Origin of the sequence: Serratia sp. JSRIV002, from assembly GCF_019968725.1 — a bacterium.
Classification (GTDB): domain Bacteria; phylum Pseudomonadota; class Gammaproteobacteria; order Enterobacterales; family Enterobacteriaceae; genus Chania; species Chania fonticola_B.
Genome location: NZ_CP074143.1, coordinates 269,957 through 288,628, shown reverse-complemented (window position 1 = coordinate 288,628; position 18,672 = coordinate 269,957). Strand labels below are relative to the sequence as shown.

The following is an 18,672-nucleotide window of genomic DNA, read 5'->3' as shown; positions in this document are numbered from 1 at the left end:
CTTCTTGGCAGGCGTCTAGCGGTGAATGAAAATCCCCCTCCAGACGCCCGTCACGGGGCTTCCCGCCCTAATTACAGATTCGCGTCCAGGAACTCTTTGAGCTGGCCCTTGGACAGCGCGCCGACCTTGGTCGCTGCCACTTCACCGTTCTTGAACAACAACAGCGTCGGAATACCGCGGATGCCGTACTTAGGCGCGGTAAGCGGGTTTTGATCGATGTTCAGTTTGGTAATGGTCAGCTTGCCGGCGAACTCTTCGGCAATCTCGTCGAGGATCGGAGCAATCATCTTGCACGGACCACACCATTCAGCCCAGAAATCGACCAGGATTGGCCCTTCGGCTTTCAGCACATCGGAATCGAAGCTGTCGTCAGTCAGGTGAATAATTTTATCGCTCATGTTCTACTCCACAGGATTAGGTCTACCTTGTTGGTGTAGCATCAAACCAACTCAGGTGATTTTATTTCACCGCTTTTATTTCAACGGATATGCTTTCGTAAAGCAATAGTTAGCTGATATTCTACCACACTATGAGCAAAACACACTTGACCGAACAGAAGTTTTCCGACTTCGCCCTGCACCCGTTAGTCCTTGAAGCCCTTGAGAAAAAAGGGTTTCACAACTGCACGCCCATCCAGGCGTTGGCATTGCCGCTCACTCTCAGTGGGCGCGACGTTGCAGGTCAGGCGCAAACCGGTACCGGAAAGACGCTGGCATTTTTAGCGTCTACTTTTCACTATTTGCTGTCCCACCCGGCGAAAGAAGGTCGCCAGACCAACCAGCCGCGCGCCTTGATCATGGCGCCTACGCGTGAACTGGCGGTGCAGATCCATTCCGATGCAGAAGCGCTGTCGCAGTCTACCGGGTTGAAGCTTGGCCTGGCCTACGGCGGTGATGGCTATGACAAACAGCTGAAAGTGCTGGAAAGCGGCGTAGATATTCTGGTGGGGACCACCGGCCGTTTAATCGACTACGCCAAACAAAATTATATCGATCTGGGTGCTATCCAGGTTGTGGTGCTCGATGAAGCCGACCGCATGTACGATCTGGGCTTTATCAAAGATATCCGCTGGCTGTTCCGCCGTATGCCTGCGGTCGATCAACGCCTGAACATGTTGTTCTCTGCCACCCTGTCCTATCGCGTACGCGAGCTGGCCTTTGAGCAGATGAACAATGCCGAATATGTGGAAGTTGAACCGGAACAGAAAACCGGCCACCGCATTCAGGAAGAGCTGTTCTACCCTTCCAACGAAGAAAAAATGCGCCTGCTGCAGACGCTGATCGAGGAAGAGTGGCCGGACCGCTGCATCATCTTCGCCAACACCAAGCACCGCTGTGAAGACATCTGGGGCCATCTGGCTGCCGATGGTCACCGCGTAGGCCTGCTGACCGGCGACGTGGCGCAGAAAAAACGCCTGCGTATTCTGGACGACTTCACCAAAGGTAACCTGGATATCCTGGTCGCCACCGATGTCGCCGCACGCGGCCTGCATATTCCGTTGGTGACTCACGTCTTCAACTACGATCTGCCGGATGACTGCGAAGACTACGTGCACCGCATTGGCCGTACAGGCCGCGCGGGCGAAAGCGGTCACTCCATCAGCCTGGCCTGTGAAGAGTACGCGCTGAATCTGCCAGCCATCGAGACTTATACCGGCCACAGCATTCCGGTGAGCAAGTACAACAGCGATGCGCTGCTGAGCGATCTGCCAGCACCGAAGCGCCTGGTGCGCCCTCGTGGCAACAACGGCCCACGCCGTAACTCTTCCGCGCCACGTCGTGGTGGTGCGCCGCGTAACAACCGTAAACGTTCGGGCTAATAGACGACTATGCCAGGTTCCAGCACCCTCTATGCCGCCATCGATCTGGGTTCCAACAGTTTCCATATGTTGGTGGTACGTGAGGTGGCTGGCAGTATCCAGACGCTGGCTCGCATCAAGCGCAAAGTGCGCCTGGCGGCCGGGCTGGATCAGCACAATCACCTGTCACAGGAAGCCATGCAGCGCGGTTGGCAATGTCTGCGGCTGTTCTCGGAACGCCTGCAGGATATCCCGCGCGATCAAATTCGGGTCGTCGCCACCGCAACGCTGCGCCTGGCCAACAACGCGGCCGAATTCCTGCAAACCGCCGAAACTATCCTTGGCTGCCCCGTTCAGGTCATCAGCGGCGAAGAAGAAGCCCGCCTGATCTACCACGGCGTTGCCCATACCACCGGCGGCCCGGATCGGCGTCTGGTGGTCGATATCGGGGGTGGCAGCACGGAGTTGGTCGTAGGGACAGGTGCGCAGGCCGCACAGCTGTATAGCCTTTCCATGGGCTGTGTCACCTGGCTCGAGCGCTTCTTCAGCGATCGCAACCTGGAGCGGGATAACTTCGAAGCCGCCGAACAGGCCGCGCGTGAAAAGGTGCGGCCGATAGCCGCACAACTTCGCCAACATGGCTGGCAGATTTGCGTCGGTGCCTCCGGAACCGTGCAAGCGCTACAGGAAATCATGGTGGCGCAGGGGATGGACGAACGTATTACCCTGCCCAAACTGCGGCAGTTGAAACAACGAGCCATTCAGTGTGGCAAGCTGGAAGAGCTGGAAATCGAAGGCCTGACGCTGGAACGTGCCTTGGTGTTCCCAAGCGGCCTGTCGATACTGCTGGCCATTTTCCAAGAGTTAGGCATTGAAAGCATGACGCTGGCCGGTGGTGCTCTGCGCGAAGGGCTGGTGTATGGCATGTTGCATCTGCCGGTCGAGCAGGATATCCGCAGCCGCACGTTACGTAATCTGCAACGCCGTTACCTGCTGGATATCGAGCAGGCCGAACGCGTCAGCCAGTTGGCAGCGAACTTCTGTTTGCAGACCACCAACGAATGGCAATTGGATACGCGATGTCGTGAACTACTGCATGCGGCGTGCCTGATCCACGAAATCGGCCTGAGCGTCGATTTCAAACAGGCTCCTCAACACGCCGCCTATCTGGTCAGCCATCTTGATTTACCTGGCTTTACCCCGGCGCAGAAAAAACTGTTAGCTACCCTGTTGCAAAACCAGAGCAATGCCCTCGATCTGCCGCTGCTGAGCCAACAGAACGCCGTGCCACCCCGCGTGGCACAGCGCATGTGTCGTCTGTTACGTCTGGCCATCATCTTTGCCAGCCGCCGCCGTGACGATACCCTGCCCGCGGTACGCCTGCGTGCCAACGATGAAGAGTTGCATGTGATTTTGCCGCGCGGCTGGTTGGAACGACATCCGCTGCGCGCAGAGGCGCTGGATCAGGAAAGCCACTGGCAGAGCTATGCCCACTGGCCTCTGTTTTTGGAAGAGCAGTCTTAAAAACGCCCCTCAGCTACCGCCCTTAGCCTTGGCCAGCATCGCCTTCACGCTGGCCAAATGGCTCTGGCCCTTCTCCATCCGCTCCTGCGGGCTAACGACTTTGCGTTCCGACTCCCAGGCCAGATCGTCCTGCGGCAGTTCCAACAGGAAACGGCTGGGTTCCGGCCGCACCAACTCACCGTATTGGCGACGTTCGCGACACAGGGTAAAAATCAGCTCTTTCTGGGCGCGGGTGATCCCCACATAGGCCAAACGCCGCTCTTCATCGACATTATCCTCGTCAATGCTGCTCTGATGCGGCAATAACCCCTCTTCCATCCCCACCAGGAACACATAGGGGAATTCCAATCCCTTGGAAGCATGCAGGGTCATCAGCTGTACCTGATCCAGCTCTTCATCGCTTTCGCCACGCTCCATCATGTCACGCAACGTAAAGCGCGTGACCACCTGGGTCAGCGTCATCGGTTCATCCAGATCGTTGCCTTCCAGCATCTCGGTCATCCAGCCAAACAGCGTGTTGACGTTTTTCATGCGCATTTCGGCCGCTTTCGGGCTGGGCGAGGTTTCAAACAACCAGCTTTCATAGTCGATGCCGCGGATCAGATCGCGCACCGCTGCCACCGGCTCACGCTCTACCATTTGGATGATCCCTTCCATCCAGTGGGTGAAACGCTGTAAAGACTCCAACCCCCGCCCGGTCAGATACTGACCAAGGCCAAGATCGAAGCTGGCGCGGAACAGGCTCTTGTTACGCTGATTGGCCCACTCCCCCAACTTTTGCAGCGTCGCCGGGCCAATTTCCCGCTTCGGCGTGTTGACGATACGCAGGAAGGCGCTGTCGTCATCCTGGTTGGTCAAAACCCGCAGATAGGCCAGCAAATCCTTGATTTCCGGGCGCGAGAAGAACGAGGTGCCGCCAGAAATCTTGTACGGAATGCGGTTCTGCATCAGCATTTTTTCAAACAGCCGCGACTGGTGGTTTCCGCGATAGAGGATCGCATAGTCGCCGTAGTTGGTTTTCTTCACAAAGTGATGAGCGATCAGTTCCCCCACCACCCGCTCGGCCTCGTGATCTTCATTGTTGGCCGTGACCACCTTCAACTCTTCGCCGTAGCCCAGCTCAGAGAACAGGCGTTTTTCAAAGACGTGCGGGTTGTTGGCAATCAGGATATTGGCAGCTTTCAGAATACGTTCGCTGGAACGGTAGTTCTGCTCCAGCTTGATCACCTGCAACGCCGGGAAATCTTCCTTTAGCAGTACCAGGTTCTGCGGACGCGCACCGCGCCATGAGTAGATCGACTGATCGTCATCCCCCACCACGGTAAAGCGTGCGCGGTGACCCACCAGCAGTTTCACCAGTTCGTACTGACTGGTGTTGGTGTCCTGATATTCATCCACCAGCAGGTAGCGGATACGGTTCTGCCAGCGCTCACGCACCTCCTCATTACGCTGTAGCAACAAGGTAGGCAGCAGGATCAGATCGTCAAAATCCAGGACGTTACAGGCCCTCATGTGATCGTGATACAGCCCGTAGCAGTGGGCGAACAGTTTGTCCCGCTCGGAGCGCGCCAGCCCCATTGCCCGCTGCGGATCCACCAGATCGTTCTTCCAGTTGGAAATGGTCGAGATCAGCTGTGCCACCAGAGTCTTGTCGTTTTCCAGCCACTTCTCGGTCAGTTCCTTCAACAACGCGAGCTGGTCTTGATCGTCAAACAGCGAGAAGTTGGACTTCATCCCCAACGCGGCATATTCGCGTTTGATCACTTCCAGCCCCAGCGTATGAAACGTGGAGATCATCAAGCCACGCGACTCTTTGCGCCCCATGGTTTGCGCCACACGCTCTTTCATCTCACGCGCCGCCTTGTTGGTAAAGGTTACGGCGGCAATATGCCGCGCCTGATAGCCACATTGGTGGATCAGGTGGGCGATTTTATTGGTGATCACACGCGTTTTGCCGGAACCGGCACCGGCCAGCACCAGGCAAGGCCCGGTAACGAATTCGACGGCTTGTTGTTGGCTGGGGTTTAATCGCATGGCGCTTTGTTGCTCAATATTGGAGTGCTGGGGAGAGGGATTGTAGCAGAAAGCGCCAAACAGATTTAACAGGTATAATGGCGGCAAATTCTACACGACTGATTGGATTATTAAGATGGCAAAGACCGCTAGCGCGCTGCACATCCTGGTGGATAACGAAACACTGGCCAACGAACTGTTGGCCAAACTCAAGCGCGGTGTCAGCTTCGATACGCTGGCGCGCAAATACTCGAGCTGCCCGTCCAAGCGCAACGGCGGCTCCCTGGGTGAGTTCAACAAGGGGACTATGGTCGCAGCCTTCGATAAGGCGGTGTTCAGCATCCCGTTGCTCAAGCCCTATGGCCCGGTGAAAACCCAGTTCGGCTATCACATCATCAAGGTACTTTATCGCAACTAGGCCCCTCACCCTAACCCTCTCCCACAGGGAGAGGGGACCGATCGAGTTAGGCTGATAATGTCGTGTTCCTTCTGAGCACCGGCTGACTCACCTTGGTTTCGTTGATTTCTCTGCGTAATACCTGCCTTTCTTTTTACTCCCAACTCTCCGAAGCTGCACGGCCTAACCAGGCTCTCCGGGCAGCTCCCTCTCCCTGTGGGAGAGGGTTGGGGTGAGGGGTCAATGATTACTGTGCACTGGCTTCCGGTGCTGCGGTAGCCGCTTCCGCCGGTTTTGGCTCTTCGCTCACTACGGCCGGTGCTGGCGCCATGATGCCGTTATAGGTTTCCTGTAGCTGCTTCATATTCATCTCCGGCTCCCCCTTAGGCTGTAATAGCACCAAGGTGGCATCCTGCGACAGTTGCAGCTTCAGTTCCTGATTCAGCGATTCCAGCGTCAGCGACGACAAGAAGGCCTGACGCAGCTTCTGGTATTGCTCCGGAGCGATATCCACTACGCCACTTTGCTGTGAACGCAGACGCTGGCTCATCAGCACGTCGGTATCAGTGCGGGCATAGGTGGCAAACAGTTTGCTCAACTGATCGGTTTTCTGTGCCAGCAAGGCATTGAACTCATCCTGAGACAGGCCGTTGTTACGCACATTAGCCAATTCGCGGGCAATAAAGGCCAGTCCGCTGTTCAGATTATCATTCGGTGAATTCAGATGGATCGCACACTGGGCGCGTTGGTACTGCACCCGGCAGTCAAAGCCCAGCTTGATGTTTTTCTGCTCGCTCTTTTGCAGCACCTGCTGAATGTGCCAGAACAGGGCTTCACGGGCCATATCACTGCGCCAGTAACGGCTCAGGCTTTGCGAATCGCGAATCGGATGCCATGGCGTATCCCACATGATCGACAGCGTATCCTGCTTCACCTGATCGCTGATCAGACTGACTGGCTGCGGCGGCAGAGGAGTCAGGGTTGGCATAGTTGCCGGCACTTCGCGCTTGCCTTGGAGAGGCGAGAACGCCTTGTTGATCTGTTCGGTCAGGCTACGGCTATCAACTTTACCCACCACGTATAACGTCATGGCATCTGGGGTATACCACTGCTGATAAAATTTCTGTAGTTGCTCGATATTGACAGGCCGCTTGACCGATTGGCCCGGATCGTGTGCCAGTAACGTTGAGCCTTTCAGGCGATAACGCCACCAGCTGTCTTTGGGATCCGGCGGGAAGATACCGATAGGATCCATATTGGCATTCATCACCGCCTCTACCGTTGGCTCATCGATAGCCAGCTTACCCGTGGTATCCGCCAGCCAGGCCAGCGCCTCTTTCAACAGATCGGGGCGGTTATTGGGCAGGCTAAGGTTGTAGATGGTGAAATCATAAGAGCTAATGGCTGGCGGCAATGGCCGTTCACTGTCCACGCTCTGTTGCCACAGCGACTGTAGCTGCGGCTGGGTAAAACTCTCGCTGCGCGTAATCGCAATACGCGGCAGCAAATGGGCAAAACCGATCTGCTGGGCCGACTCCACCAGCGATCCGGTATTGACCATCAACCTTAACTCAACGCGATCGCTCGGGCGCTGTGGTGTATCAAGGATCTGCCAAGAAAAACCGTTATTCAGCTGCCCCTGCTGCCAGGCAGGATCAGGTTGTAGCGCTTCAGCGTGCACGCTGCCGTTGGCCGCAACCAACAGCAGCCCACCCACTAAAAGACGAATTCTGGTGCCCTGCATGTGAACCCCTACTTAATGACTAGCCAATTTTTATGCAAATACGGATATTCCGTTCATTGGAATATAAGGCATCGTCTCGCCGCGATGTTGACGAGTACGGCCTGAACTGTGCGTGGCACAGCAACGATCACACCCTGAGTTTCACCGTAGGGCGGAAAGCGCAAAGTGTACCATTCTGTTAGACCGCGCGCCTTGGCGGATGTCACTCATCACAGTGAAAAATAATAGCTGTAGGGTGTTATGGAGAAAAAATGAACAAGAAGCAAGGGGGAATGACATCGGCTGCCATGGCAGCCGATATTGAAGATAGGAAAAAACTTAGGCAGAAGGCAGCTTTTTGTCAGTAGCAACCTTATCTGTTCTGTTATTCAGCACGTCTTGCAGCTGCTTCTCATCCAGTTGGTTACACCATTTGGCCACCACTACCGTTGCCACACCGTTTCCGACCAGGTTGGTCAAGGCGCGGGCTTCGGACATAAAGCGGTCGATACCGAGGATCAGCGCCAGACCGGCCAGCGGTAAATGTCCTACTGCCGAAATGGTCGCCGCAAGTACGATAAAGCCACTGCCTGTCACCCCTGCAGCCCCTTTCGAGGAGAGCAGCAGCACCACCAACAAGGTCACCTGATGCATGATGTCCATATGGGTGTTGGTTGCCTGGGCAATAAACACCGCCGCCATCGTCAGATAGATCGAGGTGCCGTCAAGGTTGAACGAGTAACCCGTCGGGATCACCAGACCTACCACCGATTTCTTGCACCCCAGATTTTCCATTTTATCGAGCATGCGTGGCAGCACCGATTCGGAAGACGAAGTACCCAGTACGATCAGCAGTTCTTCTTTGATATAGCGAATAAATTTGAAGATATTGAAGCCGTTGTAACGGGCAATCGAGCCCAGCACCACCACCACAAACAGCACACAGGTGACATAGAAGCAGACAATCAGCTGGCCCAGTTGCAACAGGGTGCCCACACCGTATTTACCGATAGTGAACGCCATGGCACCAAAGGCCCCCAGCGGCGCCAGGCGCATAATCATATTGATGATGCCGAAAATAACGCGGGAGAAGCTGTCGATGACGTTAAAGATCACCTGGCCCTTCTCACCCAGGCGATGCAGAGCAAAACCGAACAGCACCGCAAACAGCAGCACCTGCAAGATGTTGCCGCTGGCAAAGGCACCGACCACGCTACCCGGGATAATATCCAGCAGGAAAGGCACGATGCCCTGCTGCGAAGCCTGCTCGGCATAGACTGCCACCGCTTTGGCATCCAGCGTTCCCGCATCAACGTTCATCCCGGCACCGGGTTGCACCACGTTAACGATCACCAAGCCGATCAGCAATGCAATGGTACTGACGATTTCAAAGTACAGCAGGGCAATCGCCCCGGTACGGCCCACGGCCTTCATGCTTTCCATGCCCGCGATGCCGGTCACCACGGTGCAGAAGATCACCGGAGCGATAATCATTTTGATTAATTTAACAAATCCATCGCCCAGGGGTTTCATCTGGGCACCGAGTTCAGGGTAGAAATGGCCAAGCAGGATCCCCAGCGTAATCGCTGTTAACACCTGAAAATAGAGGCTCTTAAATATAGTTGTTTTCATTAGCACATCCTTTGGGGGGGGACAACGCGGCAGGCGGGCAATCACTCGTCCGTCCTGTTTATCGCTTGCGCGGAAAATAACACCCCCATAACAACATGGAAATAACTTGATGGAAAAATCCAGGCCTAATGGTGTGAATTTAAGAGCTGAAACGCGTCAGTCAGTGTACAAGTTCCGGCGTTACGTCAACTTTCCTTTGCATTAACTCAGATTGGGTAGCAGTAGAAACTAGTTTTTGACTGGGGAAATAAAGCGGCCTCTCCCGCCTGAAAAGTACCAGAGGGAGGATAAAAATTCAGCATCAGGTCAACCAGGTCACGCTTTGGCAATCGAGGTAAACTGCGCTTCAAACTCATGACGGGGCAAGGGTTTGGCAAACAGGAAACCCTGGCCAGTACGAATACCGTGCTGTAATAGCCAGTCTCGCTGCGCCGCGGTTTCCACCCCTTCCGCCATTACCGGCAGGTTAAGCACCTCGGAAATCGAGCTGACGATCCGCACCATCGCATCGTCCTCTGGCAGGCCATCGATAAAGCTTTTGTCGATTTTAATCAGATCGATCGGCAAGGATTTCAGACGATTGAGGTAATTCAGGCTGGCATAGCCCATGCCAAAATCATCCAAGGCGATCAACACGCCTAAATCATGCAACTGACGTAGTAATTCCAACGCCTCATCAAGGTCGTGGATACGCACCGTCTCGGTGATTTCCAGCAGCAGCTTATGCGGGTCGATCTGGTGCTCGGCCAGCAGCCGTTTCAACTGGGGCACAAAGTCTTTATGCTGCAGCTGGATCGGCGAAATATTTACCGCCAACGGCAACGTGATGCCCTGGGATTGCCACGCGGCCAGAATACGGCATGACTCTTCCAGCACCCAGTTACCCAGTGGCACGATCACGTCCAACTCCTCCGCCAGCGGGATCACATCCGCCGGGAGAATAATCTGCCCGTCTGGCAGTTGCCAACGCAGCAGGGCTTCCGCGCCGGTCACCTGATTGGTTTGCATATCCCACTGCGGTTGCAGGAATAGCGCAAACTGACCTTGCTCCAAGGCCTGCAAGATCTCGCTTTCCTGCGTCAGACGTTTTTGGGTTTTTTCGGTCAGGCAAGGTTCGAAGAACAGGATCTGATTTTTACCCTCACGATGCGCCGACATCATGGCCGAGGTGGCACTACGCAGCAGTTGCTCCGCGCTTTCCCCCGAATTGGGATAATGGGCAATGCCGATACTGGCGCTTGGCCGCAGCGGCATCTTCTGTTGCAGGTTCAGTGGCGCGTTGATGGCCGCCATCACTCTTCTGGCCAACTGCATGGCGTGAATGGGTTGCTCAATATTTTTCGCCAGGATGGCAAACTCGGCATTGCTCAGCTGTGCCAGCACGCAGTCCACGCCGATAACCTGACGCAGCTTTTTCGCCAGCGTCAGCAACAGCGCTTCACGCATGGATGGGTTCAGCGCGCCGGAGGCTTCATGCAGGGTTTCGATCCCCACGACCAACAGATTAAAGCGCGGTGGCCGCATACTGGCAGCAATATGCTCTTCAAGCAGCGCAGCAAACAGCACCGGATTGGGTAATTCGGTCATCGAGTTATGGGTGCTCAGGCGGCTCATGGCGGTATGCGCCTTGGCCAGCGTTTGCTGGTTGCGGTTGTAATTGCGCACCAGCAAGCCCAATTCATCGTCCTGATGTTGGGCTGGCAACATCAGTTGATGGTAAGGGAGATCTTCCTGAGGGACATTTTCCAGTTCGCGCGCCATGGCTCGCAATGGATAAACCAACAGCCGGTTCATGCACCAGCTAACGGCAATCGACAGGATCAGCGCCAACAGCAGATAGGTCGACAGCATGGTCGATAACGTGCTGAGGATAAACTGATACATGCGGTACGAATCGGCCTGCAACACCAGATAGGCCAGCGGCTGAGGGTTGGCAGGCACCCGCTCAAGCGAATAGAGCGGCACAGAAATCTGTACCGGCAGCTCAAAGATACGCGCCACTAGCGCAGGGACCGGGCGTTCCGGCGGGAAATTGGCATGCAGCGCCTGAAACTCGTTCGGCAGGACGATATCCGCTCGGGTGAGGATCCCCACTGGCTGCAGAGAGTTGAGCACGCGTTTGGTTTCCGGCACATCCATCCGCAGCACGGCTTCTGCCAGAGGCTGACGCACGGCCTGGGCTACATTCTCCAGTTGCTGAGCGTAGTCATCCCTGCGCTGATGCACAAAGTGGAATAACTGGATCACGATGAAGATACAGATCGTCACCAGTGCCACACCAGACACCGCCGCCATCTGCTTAATCGTTAATGAACGCCTGACCCGCAAAAACCTGCACTCCTAGATTGATAAGGACGGATAGAGAGTTATGCCCCCCTCACCCTAACCCACTCCCACAGGGAGAAGGGATTGAATGCTCTAAAACCTGACTCTTGTGCCTGACCGCAGCTCCATATCAGTTCCTGCAAGGAGGGACTGGGGTAAGGGGAAAAATTGCTTGCTGGATAAGCGGCTTGAGTATACTCGATTGCCCCGCGTGTTTTCCTTACCAACCGCCTGGTGGCAGCAGGAAAAGCGCGGGTTTCGGTATTATCCTAGCCGGAATAGCCACAGGGTAGCAAAACTACCCTGTGGGCGACACCACGAATCGACCAATTTCACGTTACTTGAAGTCGGCGTAAGGCGTCAGCGGCTGCGGTGGCAGATCGAGATCGCCCTGCCAACCGGCGAGCGAGTAACGCAGATAAATCAACGCATGGCTCGGGGTATAGTCTTTAGCCTGTTGAATATCGATGCCGGCCCCCAGCGTCCAATGGGAACTGAGGCGGCGTTCGATCAGAGCTCGCAGCGTGTAGCCCACGCCAGAGGAGGAGCCACCACTTTCCACTGCGTCCCTGTCTGGCAGGGAGCTTGGGATCAGTCCTTGCAGGGGATAGCGTTTTTCATCGTTGGTTTTCGAGTGCGAGATCGACACCGATCCCCCCACTTCCCACGACCAGTTTTCCGTGCGCTGGCGATAGTTCACCGGCACCGCCAGCGAAACATATTGCTGCGGGCTGTAATAGCCCCCCTGCCCAAGAGAGTAACCGCTCAAGTCCTTCTGATAGTGCCAGAGCATGGTGCTCAGCCCAACGGTGGCACGGCGGTTATCTTCGTTTATCACCTTATAGTAATAACCGGCCATCAAGCGCTGGCGCTGGTTATCCTCGACATTCTGGCCGGTAAGCTGATGAGCACTGAGATCGGCCCACACGCCGTTGGCTTCACCGCGATCGTAGCTGGCGCTCAGGTTGATACCGGTAGCACGTACGCCGCCCCAGGTAGTGCCGGTGTTCGGATCGCGCGTCCCGCCGAAGGCCAACAGCGAGCTGGTAATCGGCCGCCGTGAGGCGCCCAGCGTCCAACCGATATGATTCCAGTCACCGCTATAGGCCACGCCGCCGACCCAATCCACCACCTCAAATCCCATCGGGGTAGTGCCGATATCGGTTTGCCAATGGTCGTTGGCCCAACCGGCCGCCACGCTAGTGCCGGTGGTTTTTTGCCGTTCGTTACCGCTGCAACCCTGCGTGTTACAGGTGCCAAAGGTTTCGAAGTACTTGCCGTTATTATCGGTCGAGAAGCTGCCCGCGTTCAGTTGGACGGTGTCGGTACGCAGAAACGCCCGGCCGTCATACAGCGGCATATCCAACTGCAACATGGTGTCATGTGCCTGATAATCCGAGATGCCACCGGTGCCGCTCGAACGCCAGTAGTCGTGATCGAGCGTGACCCTGACGTCCTGTTGGCGATAAAGATCGGCGGCATCGGAGCGAATGCCGCGTTTTAGCCAGTCATCCGTCGCGTTATTGCGGGTCAGACGGGTATAACCGTCATTATCCTCAGGAACCGTTGGTGCAATGCCACTGGCCACCATCGCCTGGCGATAATCCTGCTGCGCCGGTTGCGGTTGCAACTGCTTTTGTTCCAGCCTGGCAGCATCACGATACACCAAGGCTTTGGCCTGTCCCGGCGGCTCTTGCTGGGCAGCCACTTTTAACCGTGTGAAGATATCGGTCGCTTTCTGCGGCTCACCCACCGCCGTCCAGGCATTGGCAACACGGCGCTGGCCATTGATCGACTCGTCCGGTTGCACCGGTACCGTTTGCAGCCGTTGGCGGGCCTCGCTCAGCTGACCTTGAGCCACATAGGCTTCAATCTCCCCCAAACGCGCATCCGGATTATTCGGCTCACGAGCACGCACCCGCTGATAATCCGCCAGCGCCTCGTCATACTCTCCCCGCTCCAGCGCCCAGTCAGCCAAGGTCAGGTCGATGCGCGTTGCCGGGGGCTGCTGGCGCAAATAGACGATGGCTGCGGGTTCATCACCGGCAGTTCGGAGCCGTTCGGCATGATCGAGCGTGGCCTGCATCTGCAAACGCTGGGCCATCTCACGCATCCCGTCGTTCCACTGCGCTTTGGGCAAGGTATTCAACTGGGCCAACGCCTGGTTATCACGATCGCTGCCAGCCAGGTACAGCGCATAAGCGTAAACCTGCTGCGGATCGCCGGACTTCTTCGCGGCCAGTTGACGCATCAGTATGTCGGCCTGCTGCGGTTGCCCGGCCTGACGCAGCGTCTGCGCATAGTGGTAGGTCAGCCAGACGTCATCAGGATCCTTCTGGTGCGCCTGCCGGTACTTTTCCGCCGCCTCTGGCCACTGCTGTCGCTGGGCCAGTTCGTCGGCCTGCTGTTTGAGCATATCCAATTGCAGCCCGTCGAGGGTGCTGCGCAGCTTGTTCTGCTGCACGCGGGGCAGACCATTAAGGTAGGCCAGCGCTTTTTGTGGCGACTGCCGCTGGTAGATATTCACCAAACCCCGCACCGCGCTACCGCTGCCCGGATCCAGGCGCAGAGCCTGCTGATAATAGCGCTCGGCGGCAGCATCATCCTTACGGGCGACGGCAACGTCGCCCAGGCCGATCAACGCATCGCTGTCACTGTTATCAATCTGCCGTGCCTGCTGGTATTGTTGCTGTGCCAACGGCAGGTTATTGGCCTTTAACGCCTTGTCACCCGCATCGATCGCCAGCCAGTAACGGGTGGTTTTGATCAGGCTCTGCCATTTGCTGCTGTCGTAGTTATCCTTGTCTGCCTTCTGCGCCTGTTGGAACAGGCTCAACGCCTGCTGCCGGTTGCCGGCGCGGGAATAGGCCAAGCCAAGTGCGCCAAGCACTTCGGCATCATTAGGCGCACTCGATAGCGCTTTTTTCAGTTCCGGGATTGCCGCACGACCGCCGCCTTTATTCACCTGCGCCAGCCCGGTCATGCGCGCGCGATAGGCCGGATCGGCCAACAGCGTCCGCTGGCGCGCCAGTTCCTGTTGCGCGCCAAGCGCCTGCTCACCGCTTTCAAACACACCGAGGAAGCGGTTCAACGCCGCCACGCTCTGCGGGCTGACGGGCAACGCTTTGACCTGTTCCAACCACAAGTCCGCCGCAGAACTGCGGCCTGCGGGATCGGCCGCCACTTGCTGTAACAGTTCATAGGCCTGAGCGTCGCGATCCTGGCTGAACAGCATCCGCGCCAGCGCCATGCGCAGCGTGATGTTGCCGGGATATTGCCGATCCAGCGCCTGTAGTTGCTTTGTCGCTGCTAATTCCTGGCCGGGTAGCCTGGCCACCAGACGCCAATACTCCACCGCCAGATCGAGCGTTGGCAGATTGCCGTGAAACAGCTCGTCGTACTGGGTTTTAGCCTCCGGCAAGCGCCCTGCGGCCGCCATCAGGCGTGCCTGTTGCAGCTTCTGGCGGGTTTCCGGCTGGGTCAGCAGCATGTTCATTTCTGCCTGGCGGAACACCGGCGATTGTGGTGCCACCCCCTTCAGCTTATCCAACTGTTGCTGCGCCAAGACCTGATTCCCCTGCCGCAACGCCAGGCGCATACGCGCCGCTATCACATCAGGATTATTCGGATCCATCAGCTCAAGACGATACAGCGATTGACGTACCAGTTCATCTTTGTTGCTGGCTTCGCCGATGCGTACCTGCTCAAGCAGCCATTGCTCCGGGGCAACGCTCTCGGCACTCTGCGCCTGCGGCAGCAAAGCCAGACTTAAAGGAAACAGGCTTAGCCAGCCTAGTGTGAAGTTGCGCATTGGCTACTCCAGGCGGGTTGAAGTTCACCCTGACGATTGAAACGATAGCGTTGCTGATCCCATCCCTGGCCGAACAACAGCAAAGAGGCGCTGAAATAGGCATCATTACCCAGAGGGTTATCCTGAATACGTTGGCGTTGCACCGCCAGGGCATCAGGCTGTGCGGCCAATAACGGCAACATCGCGGCGGAGAAGCCTACCGGGCCAGTACCGTTGGCTTTTCCGCTAGCTGTATCGACCGTCTCCGGCACTGCACCAAGCTGGGCGGTAAGGCGTACCATCGGTTGGAACTGCTTCATCAGCGCCGCTTTATGGGGATCGTCGTCCGCCAACATCCCGGCCCAGAGATAAACGCGGATGGCGTCATAGCTGCCGACATCAGGTTTGACGGGATCGGGCTGCCAGCCTTTGCCCGCTTGCCACTCGGCCCAGTCTGGTGAAAATCCTTGCGGAGCCGTTTCCAACAGCAACCGCTGGCTGGTTTTCTGCATCGCTCGCCACGGCCCGTTCAATTGGGCAAAGCGGGCCAGCAACTGCGGCGGTAAATAGCTGGGGTTCAAGCGCCAGCGATCCTCAGCCACAAAACCCATCTTCCCCGGCAGCAGCATCAGCCCCAAACCGGGGATATTCGCCACCTCTTCACGGCCAATCCGTTGCAACAACAGCGTGCCCAATGTTTGATAGCGGCGGCTTTGCCACAGCCGCCCCGCCTCCAGCAGGTTATACGCAATCCACAGATCCGCATCGGCAGCCGAGTTGCTGTCCAGCACCTTCCAGGCCTTGTTATCATCCTGCCCCCACAACCAAGCCGGCAGATGTGCGCTCAGGTCACCAGAGGCGAGATTGCTCTCCGTCCACGCCAACAGCTTATCGAAGGCAGGCCGATCGTTGGCCACCAGCGCGAAGAACATGCCATAGCTCTGCCCTTCGGACGTGGTAATGCGCTTCGGGCTGCTGGGATCGATTACCCGCCCTTCCTCGCTAAGATAAAACTGTTGGTACTGCTGCCAGGCAGGCCAATCACAGCTTGCCGCCGTGCTGAACGCACAAAGCAACATCAGACCAGGTAGCAGGCGGCGCAGGCAAATCCCCATCATGGCAATTAATCCCGATCTTCCGGTGACAGACGACGACGGCTAAAGGCCTTCAGACCACGCCGCAGCAACAGAGCCATCATTACCACTACCAGCGCGGCTATCGCGCCCAGCAACAGTGGATGCGTCGACAACGCGAACCATATACGTTCCCACCACGGCAGATGGCCAACGTAGTAAACATCCCCCACACGCAAACTATCGACGCCGGACTCACGGATCACCGCCACGGAACCAAACATCGCCGCACGCTTACCGCTGTCTAACTGCGCATTGTTCAGTAACTCATAACCCCGTGGGCTGTCTGCCAGCAGGGCCACAATACTGCGCTGATCGTGGAACGGGGACTGCACGCCGATCACGGCCGCCATCGCCCCTTCCGAGCTGATGGTGGTTTTACTGCCCGGTGTGGCGTCGTCCTGCTGCACATCCATACTCGGCAGCGGCAGTTGGCGCATCGGCATTTTCACCCAGCTCAGCGTCGCCTCTACCAGCAGATTGATTTTCTTGTCATCACGCAGTTCCGGTGGAATGGTGCCGATCAGCAGGATATCGGCGTCCTTATCCTTGGCCTGCGACCAGTCATCGGACAGCGAGAAAGCCAGCGCCGGATAACCGGTTTGCGCCCCCATGTTACCCATGGCGTTGAGCAAGGCGCTCACTTGAGCGGGTTGTGGCTGTTTGTTCACCAGCACCAACGTTTGCGACAGATCTGCCAGGCGGCTGAAAGGGAAACCGGCGTTGGCAAAGGAGCGTAGATCGGGCATGGTAATAAAGTGACGATAGCCGGAGAAATCGATGGTGGAATTGCCGTCGATCACCGCATGGTTCGGCGCCAAGGAATAGGTTTCGCAACGCCCTTCGGCACCGCTGGCCAGCAGCGTGGTGTAATCGAAGTCAAAGCGCAACTGGTTGGTCGCCCCCAACTTCAGTACCGGAATATTGACCACCTTGTCAGAATCTAGCAATCCCTGGGCCAGCGGCAGGCGCAACAGCTGTGCGCCCTTCTCATGCTCCGGCACCAGGGCATAGGACTGCACAAACTGATTGTTCAGGCTGATGCTCAGGCGGGAACCATCTTCAATACGCGGCGAGGTATAGCGGTATTTCAGCTGCATATCGATGCCGTTGCTGTGGATCAGGAACAGATCCGGCGGCAGGTTCATCGACAGTGAGATCGGCCCAGGTTCGACGCCGTTAGTCTGCAACTGCTCGGCATATTGCTGCAGTTCGCTGAACTTCATCGCACGATCGGTACGCACCCAGTTTGGCGCATCGTACGGCTGGCGAACGGCCAACTGTTCAACCTTATCCACGCTCAGATTCTGGCCACGGAACAGAATATTGCCCTGGGCGATGCCCTTCACCGCCGTGATCAGGTCGTTATCATCACGGCCCTGCACCAACAGCAGCTTCACATAGGGGTTATCCGGGTGGCTGATCATCTCCACCGTCGGCCCGTTGACCGCCGGATAATCTTTCAAGAAGTCCGGGCGCTGTTTATTGGTGGCAAACACGATGGTGTGCTGGCTTGGCAAGCGGTTAAACAGCGTCGGGAAGGACTGGCCGCGCCATTGCGCCTGAGTGCCGAACCAGGAGGCCAGGATCCCCGCCGCCCGCTGTTGTTCCAAATCCGGCTGCCCGGCAAACACCATCGGCAGCGTTAATGGCCGATCGTCGCGGTTGTCAAAGAAGGGTTCCGGGAAGTGGGAAAGCTCATTTTTCACCGGCAGCGTCTGGTAACGCAGGCTCAGCGAACTGGATTTGCTGACGTCCAGCCACAGCGTGCTGTTGGCCGGGTTCTCACAGATGTTCTGGTAATGGCCGACAAACACCAGGCGAATGCGGTTAAAATCGGTGATATAGCGCGGATCGATCGGCAACTGGACACGATTCGGCTTACCCAACTGCTCCTTGGCGATGGTGATGACCCCCATCAACTCATCGTTGAGGTAGATCTTGACGTGCGACTCCACCGGGATCAGCGACGGTGAAGGGGTAAACTCCAGGTCCAGCAGCGCCTGCGAAACTACTTCGTCACTGCGCACGCTAAACTCAATCTGGCCTTCAGGGCGGGTGCCACGCAGGATAAAGGTGCCAGGCGGTGGTGCTACCTCGGTAAACGGCAGTTTTACATCGCGCACCGGCGCATCGGGTGCTTGCGGCACCACCACTCCCATAGGTTCAGTGAGCGAAACTTCGGCCACGGTACTCGGGGGCGAAGTCACGCCAGCCGCTGGTGTGGGGGCCGTTTCCGCCTGAGATAAGCTACTGATGCCTAAGGCCAGCGCGGTAAACCAGTTTATTTTTCTCGTCATCGTATCATCATCAATGTTGGGGCCGGTTCGCCGGGCT

At 56.9% G+C, this 18,672-nt stretch carries 11 protein-coding genes; 3 read left to right on the top strand and 8 right to left on the bottom strand.

Annotation, left to right across the window (positions count from 1 at the left end):
- Positions 1–71: 71 nt before the first annotated feature.
- Positions 72–398, bottom strand: coding sequence for a thioredoxin TrxA (gene trxA, locus KGP26_RS01230; protein WP_021181559.1), 327 nt, complete (start codon positions 396–398; stop codon positions 72–74).
- A gap of 131 nt (positions 399–529) precedes the next feature.
- On the opposite strand from trxA, the gene rhlB reads away from it, so the two are divergent.
- Positions 530–1,819, top strand: a complete 1,290-nt coding sequence (gene rhlB / locus KGP26_RS01225; protein WP_024484189.1) for an ATP-dependent RNA helicase RhlB — start codon at positions 530–532, stop codon at positions 1,817–1,819.
- Positions 1,820–1,828: 9 nt separating this feature from the next.
- On the top strand, positions 1,829–3,322 hold the full coding sequence (gene ppx / locus KGP26_RS01220; protein ID WP_021807744.1) for an exopolyphosphatase: 1,494 nt from the start codon (positions 1,829–1,831) through the stop codon (positions 3,320–3,322).
- 9 nt (positions 3,323–3,331) lie between these two features.
- Here the strand turns inward: ppx and rep are convergent, their stop codons facing one another.
- Complete coding sequence (rep, locus tag KGP26_RS01215) at positions 3,332–5,356, bottom strand: DNA helicase Rep (RefSeq protein ID WP_021181562.1); 2,025 nt, start codon at positions 5,354–5,356, stop codon at positions 3,332–3,334.
- A 115-nt stretch (positions 5,357–5,471) separates the two neighbouring features.
- Between rep and ppiC the strand changes: the two genes are divergently transcribed.
- The gene (ppiC, locus tag KGP26_RS01210) at positions 5,472–5,753 is read left to right on the top strand and encodes a peptidylprolyl isomerase PpiC (protein WP_021181563.1); all 282 of its coding nucleotides are present in this window, start codon (positions 5,472–5,474) and stop codon (positions 5,751–5,753) included.
- Between the two features lie 226 nt (positions 5,754–5,979).
- On the opposite strand, the gene KGP26_RS01205 is transcribed toward ppiC, so the two are convergent.
- The 6 genes from KGP26_RS01205 to bcsB form a co-directional block, all read right to left on the bottom strand.
- Positions 5,980–7,476, bottom strand: a complete 1,497-nt coding sequence (locus KGP26_RS01205; RefSeq protein ID WP_223664921.1) for a pitrilysin family protein — start codon at positions 7,474–7,476, stop codon at positions 5,980–5,982.
- Positions 7,477–7,794: 318 nt separating this feature from the next.
- Entirely contained in the window at positions 7,795–9,087 is a 1,293-nt protein-coding gene (locus KGP26_RS01200) for a dicarboxylate/amino acid:cation symporter (RefSeq protein ID WP_021807740.1), read from the bottom strand.
- Positions 9,088–9,402: 315 nt separating this feature from the next.
- Positions 9,403–11,415 carry a biofilm formation regulator HmsP gene (gene hmsP / locus KGP26_RS01195; protein WP_223664920.1) on the bottom strand — a complete coding sequence of 671 codons (2,013 nt, stop codon included), beginning with the start codon at positions 11,413–11,415 and terminating at the stop codon, positions 9,403–9,405.
- A gap of 334 nt (positions 11,416–11,749) precedes the next feature.
- Positions 11,750–15,223: a cellulose synthase complex outer membrane protein BcsC gene (gene bcsC, locus KGP26_RS01190; RefSeq protein ID WP_223664919.1), complete on the bottom strand. Its 3,474-nt coding sequence runs from the start codon at positions 15,221–15,223 to the stop codon at positions 11,750–11,752.
- Positions 15,205–16,317: a cellulose synthase complex periplasmic endoglucanase BcsZ gene (gene bcsZ / locus KGP26_RS01185; protein ID WP_223665702.1), complete on the bottom strand. Its 1,113-nt coding sequence runs from the start codon at positions 16,315–16,317 to the stop codon at positions 15,205–15,207. Before bcsZ ends, bcsC begins: the two co-directional genes overlap by 19 nt.
- Before the next feature lie 8 nt (positions 16,318–16,325).
- Positions 16,326–18,635: a cellulose biosynthesis cyclic di-GMP-binding regulatory protein BcsB gene (bcsB, locus tag KGP26_RS01180; RefSeq protein ID WP_223664918.1), complete on the bottom strand. Its 2,310-nt coding sequence runs from the start codon at positions 18,633–18,635 to the stop codon at positions 16,326–16,328.
- Positions 18,636–18,672: the final 37 nt, after the last annotated feature.

Coding starts and splice junctions, on each gene's coding strand:
- ppiC (WP_021181563.1), top strand. CDS start 5,472: ATGGCAAAGACCGCTAGCGCGCTGCACATCCTGGTGGATAACGAAACA.
- ppx (WP_021807744.1), top strand. CDS start 1,829: ATGCCAGGTTCCAGCACCCTCTATGCCGCCATCGATCTGGGTTCCAAC.
- bcsZ (WP_223665702.1), bottom strand. CDS start 16,317: ATGGGGATTTGCCTGCGCCGCCTGCTACCTGGTCTGATGTTGCTTTGT.
- rhlB (WP_024484189.1), top strand. CDS start 530: ATGAGCAAAACACACTTGACCGAACAGAAGTTTTCCGACTTCGCCCTG.
- trxA (WP_021181559.1), bottom strand. CDS start 398: ATGAGCGATAAAATTATTCACCTGACTGACGACAGCTTCGATTCCGAT.
- rep (WP_021181562.1), bottom strand. CDS start 5,356: ATGCGATTAAACCCCAGCCAACAACAAGCCGTCGAATTCGTTACCGGG.
- bcsB (WP_223664918.1), bottom strand. CDS start 18,635: ATGACGAGAAAAATAAACTGGTTTACCGCGCTGGCCTTAGGCATCAGT.
- KGP26_RS01205 (WP_223664921.1), bottom strand. CDS start 7,476: ATGCAGGGCACCAGAATTCGTCTTTTAGTGGGTGGGCTGCTGTTGGTT.
- bcsC (WP_223664919.1), bottom strand. CDS start 15,223: ATGCGCAACTTCACACTAGGCTGGCTAAGCCTGTTTCCTTTAAGTCTG.
- KGP26_RS01200 (WP_021807740.1), bottom strand. CDS start 9,087: ATGAAAACAACTATATTTAAGAGCCTCTATTTTCAGGTGTTAACAGCG.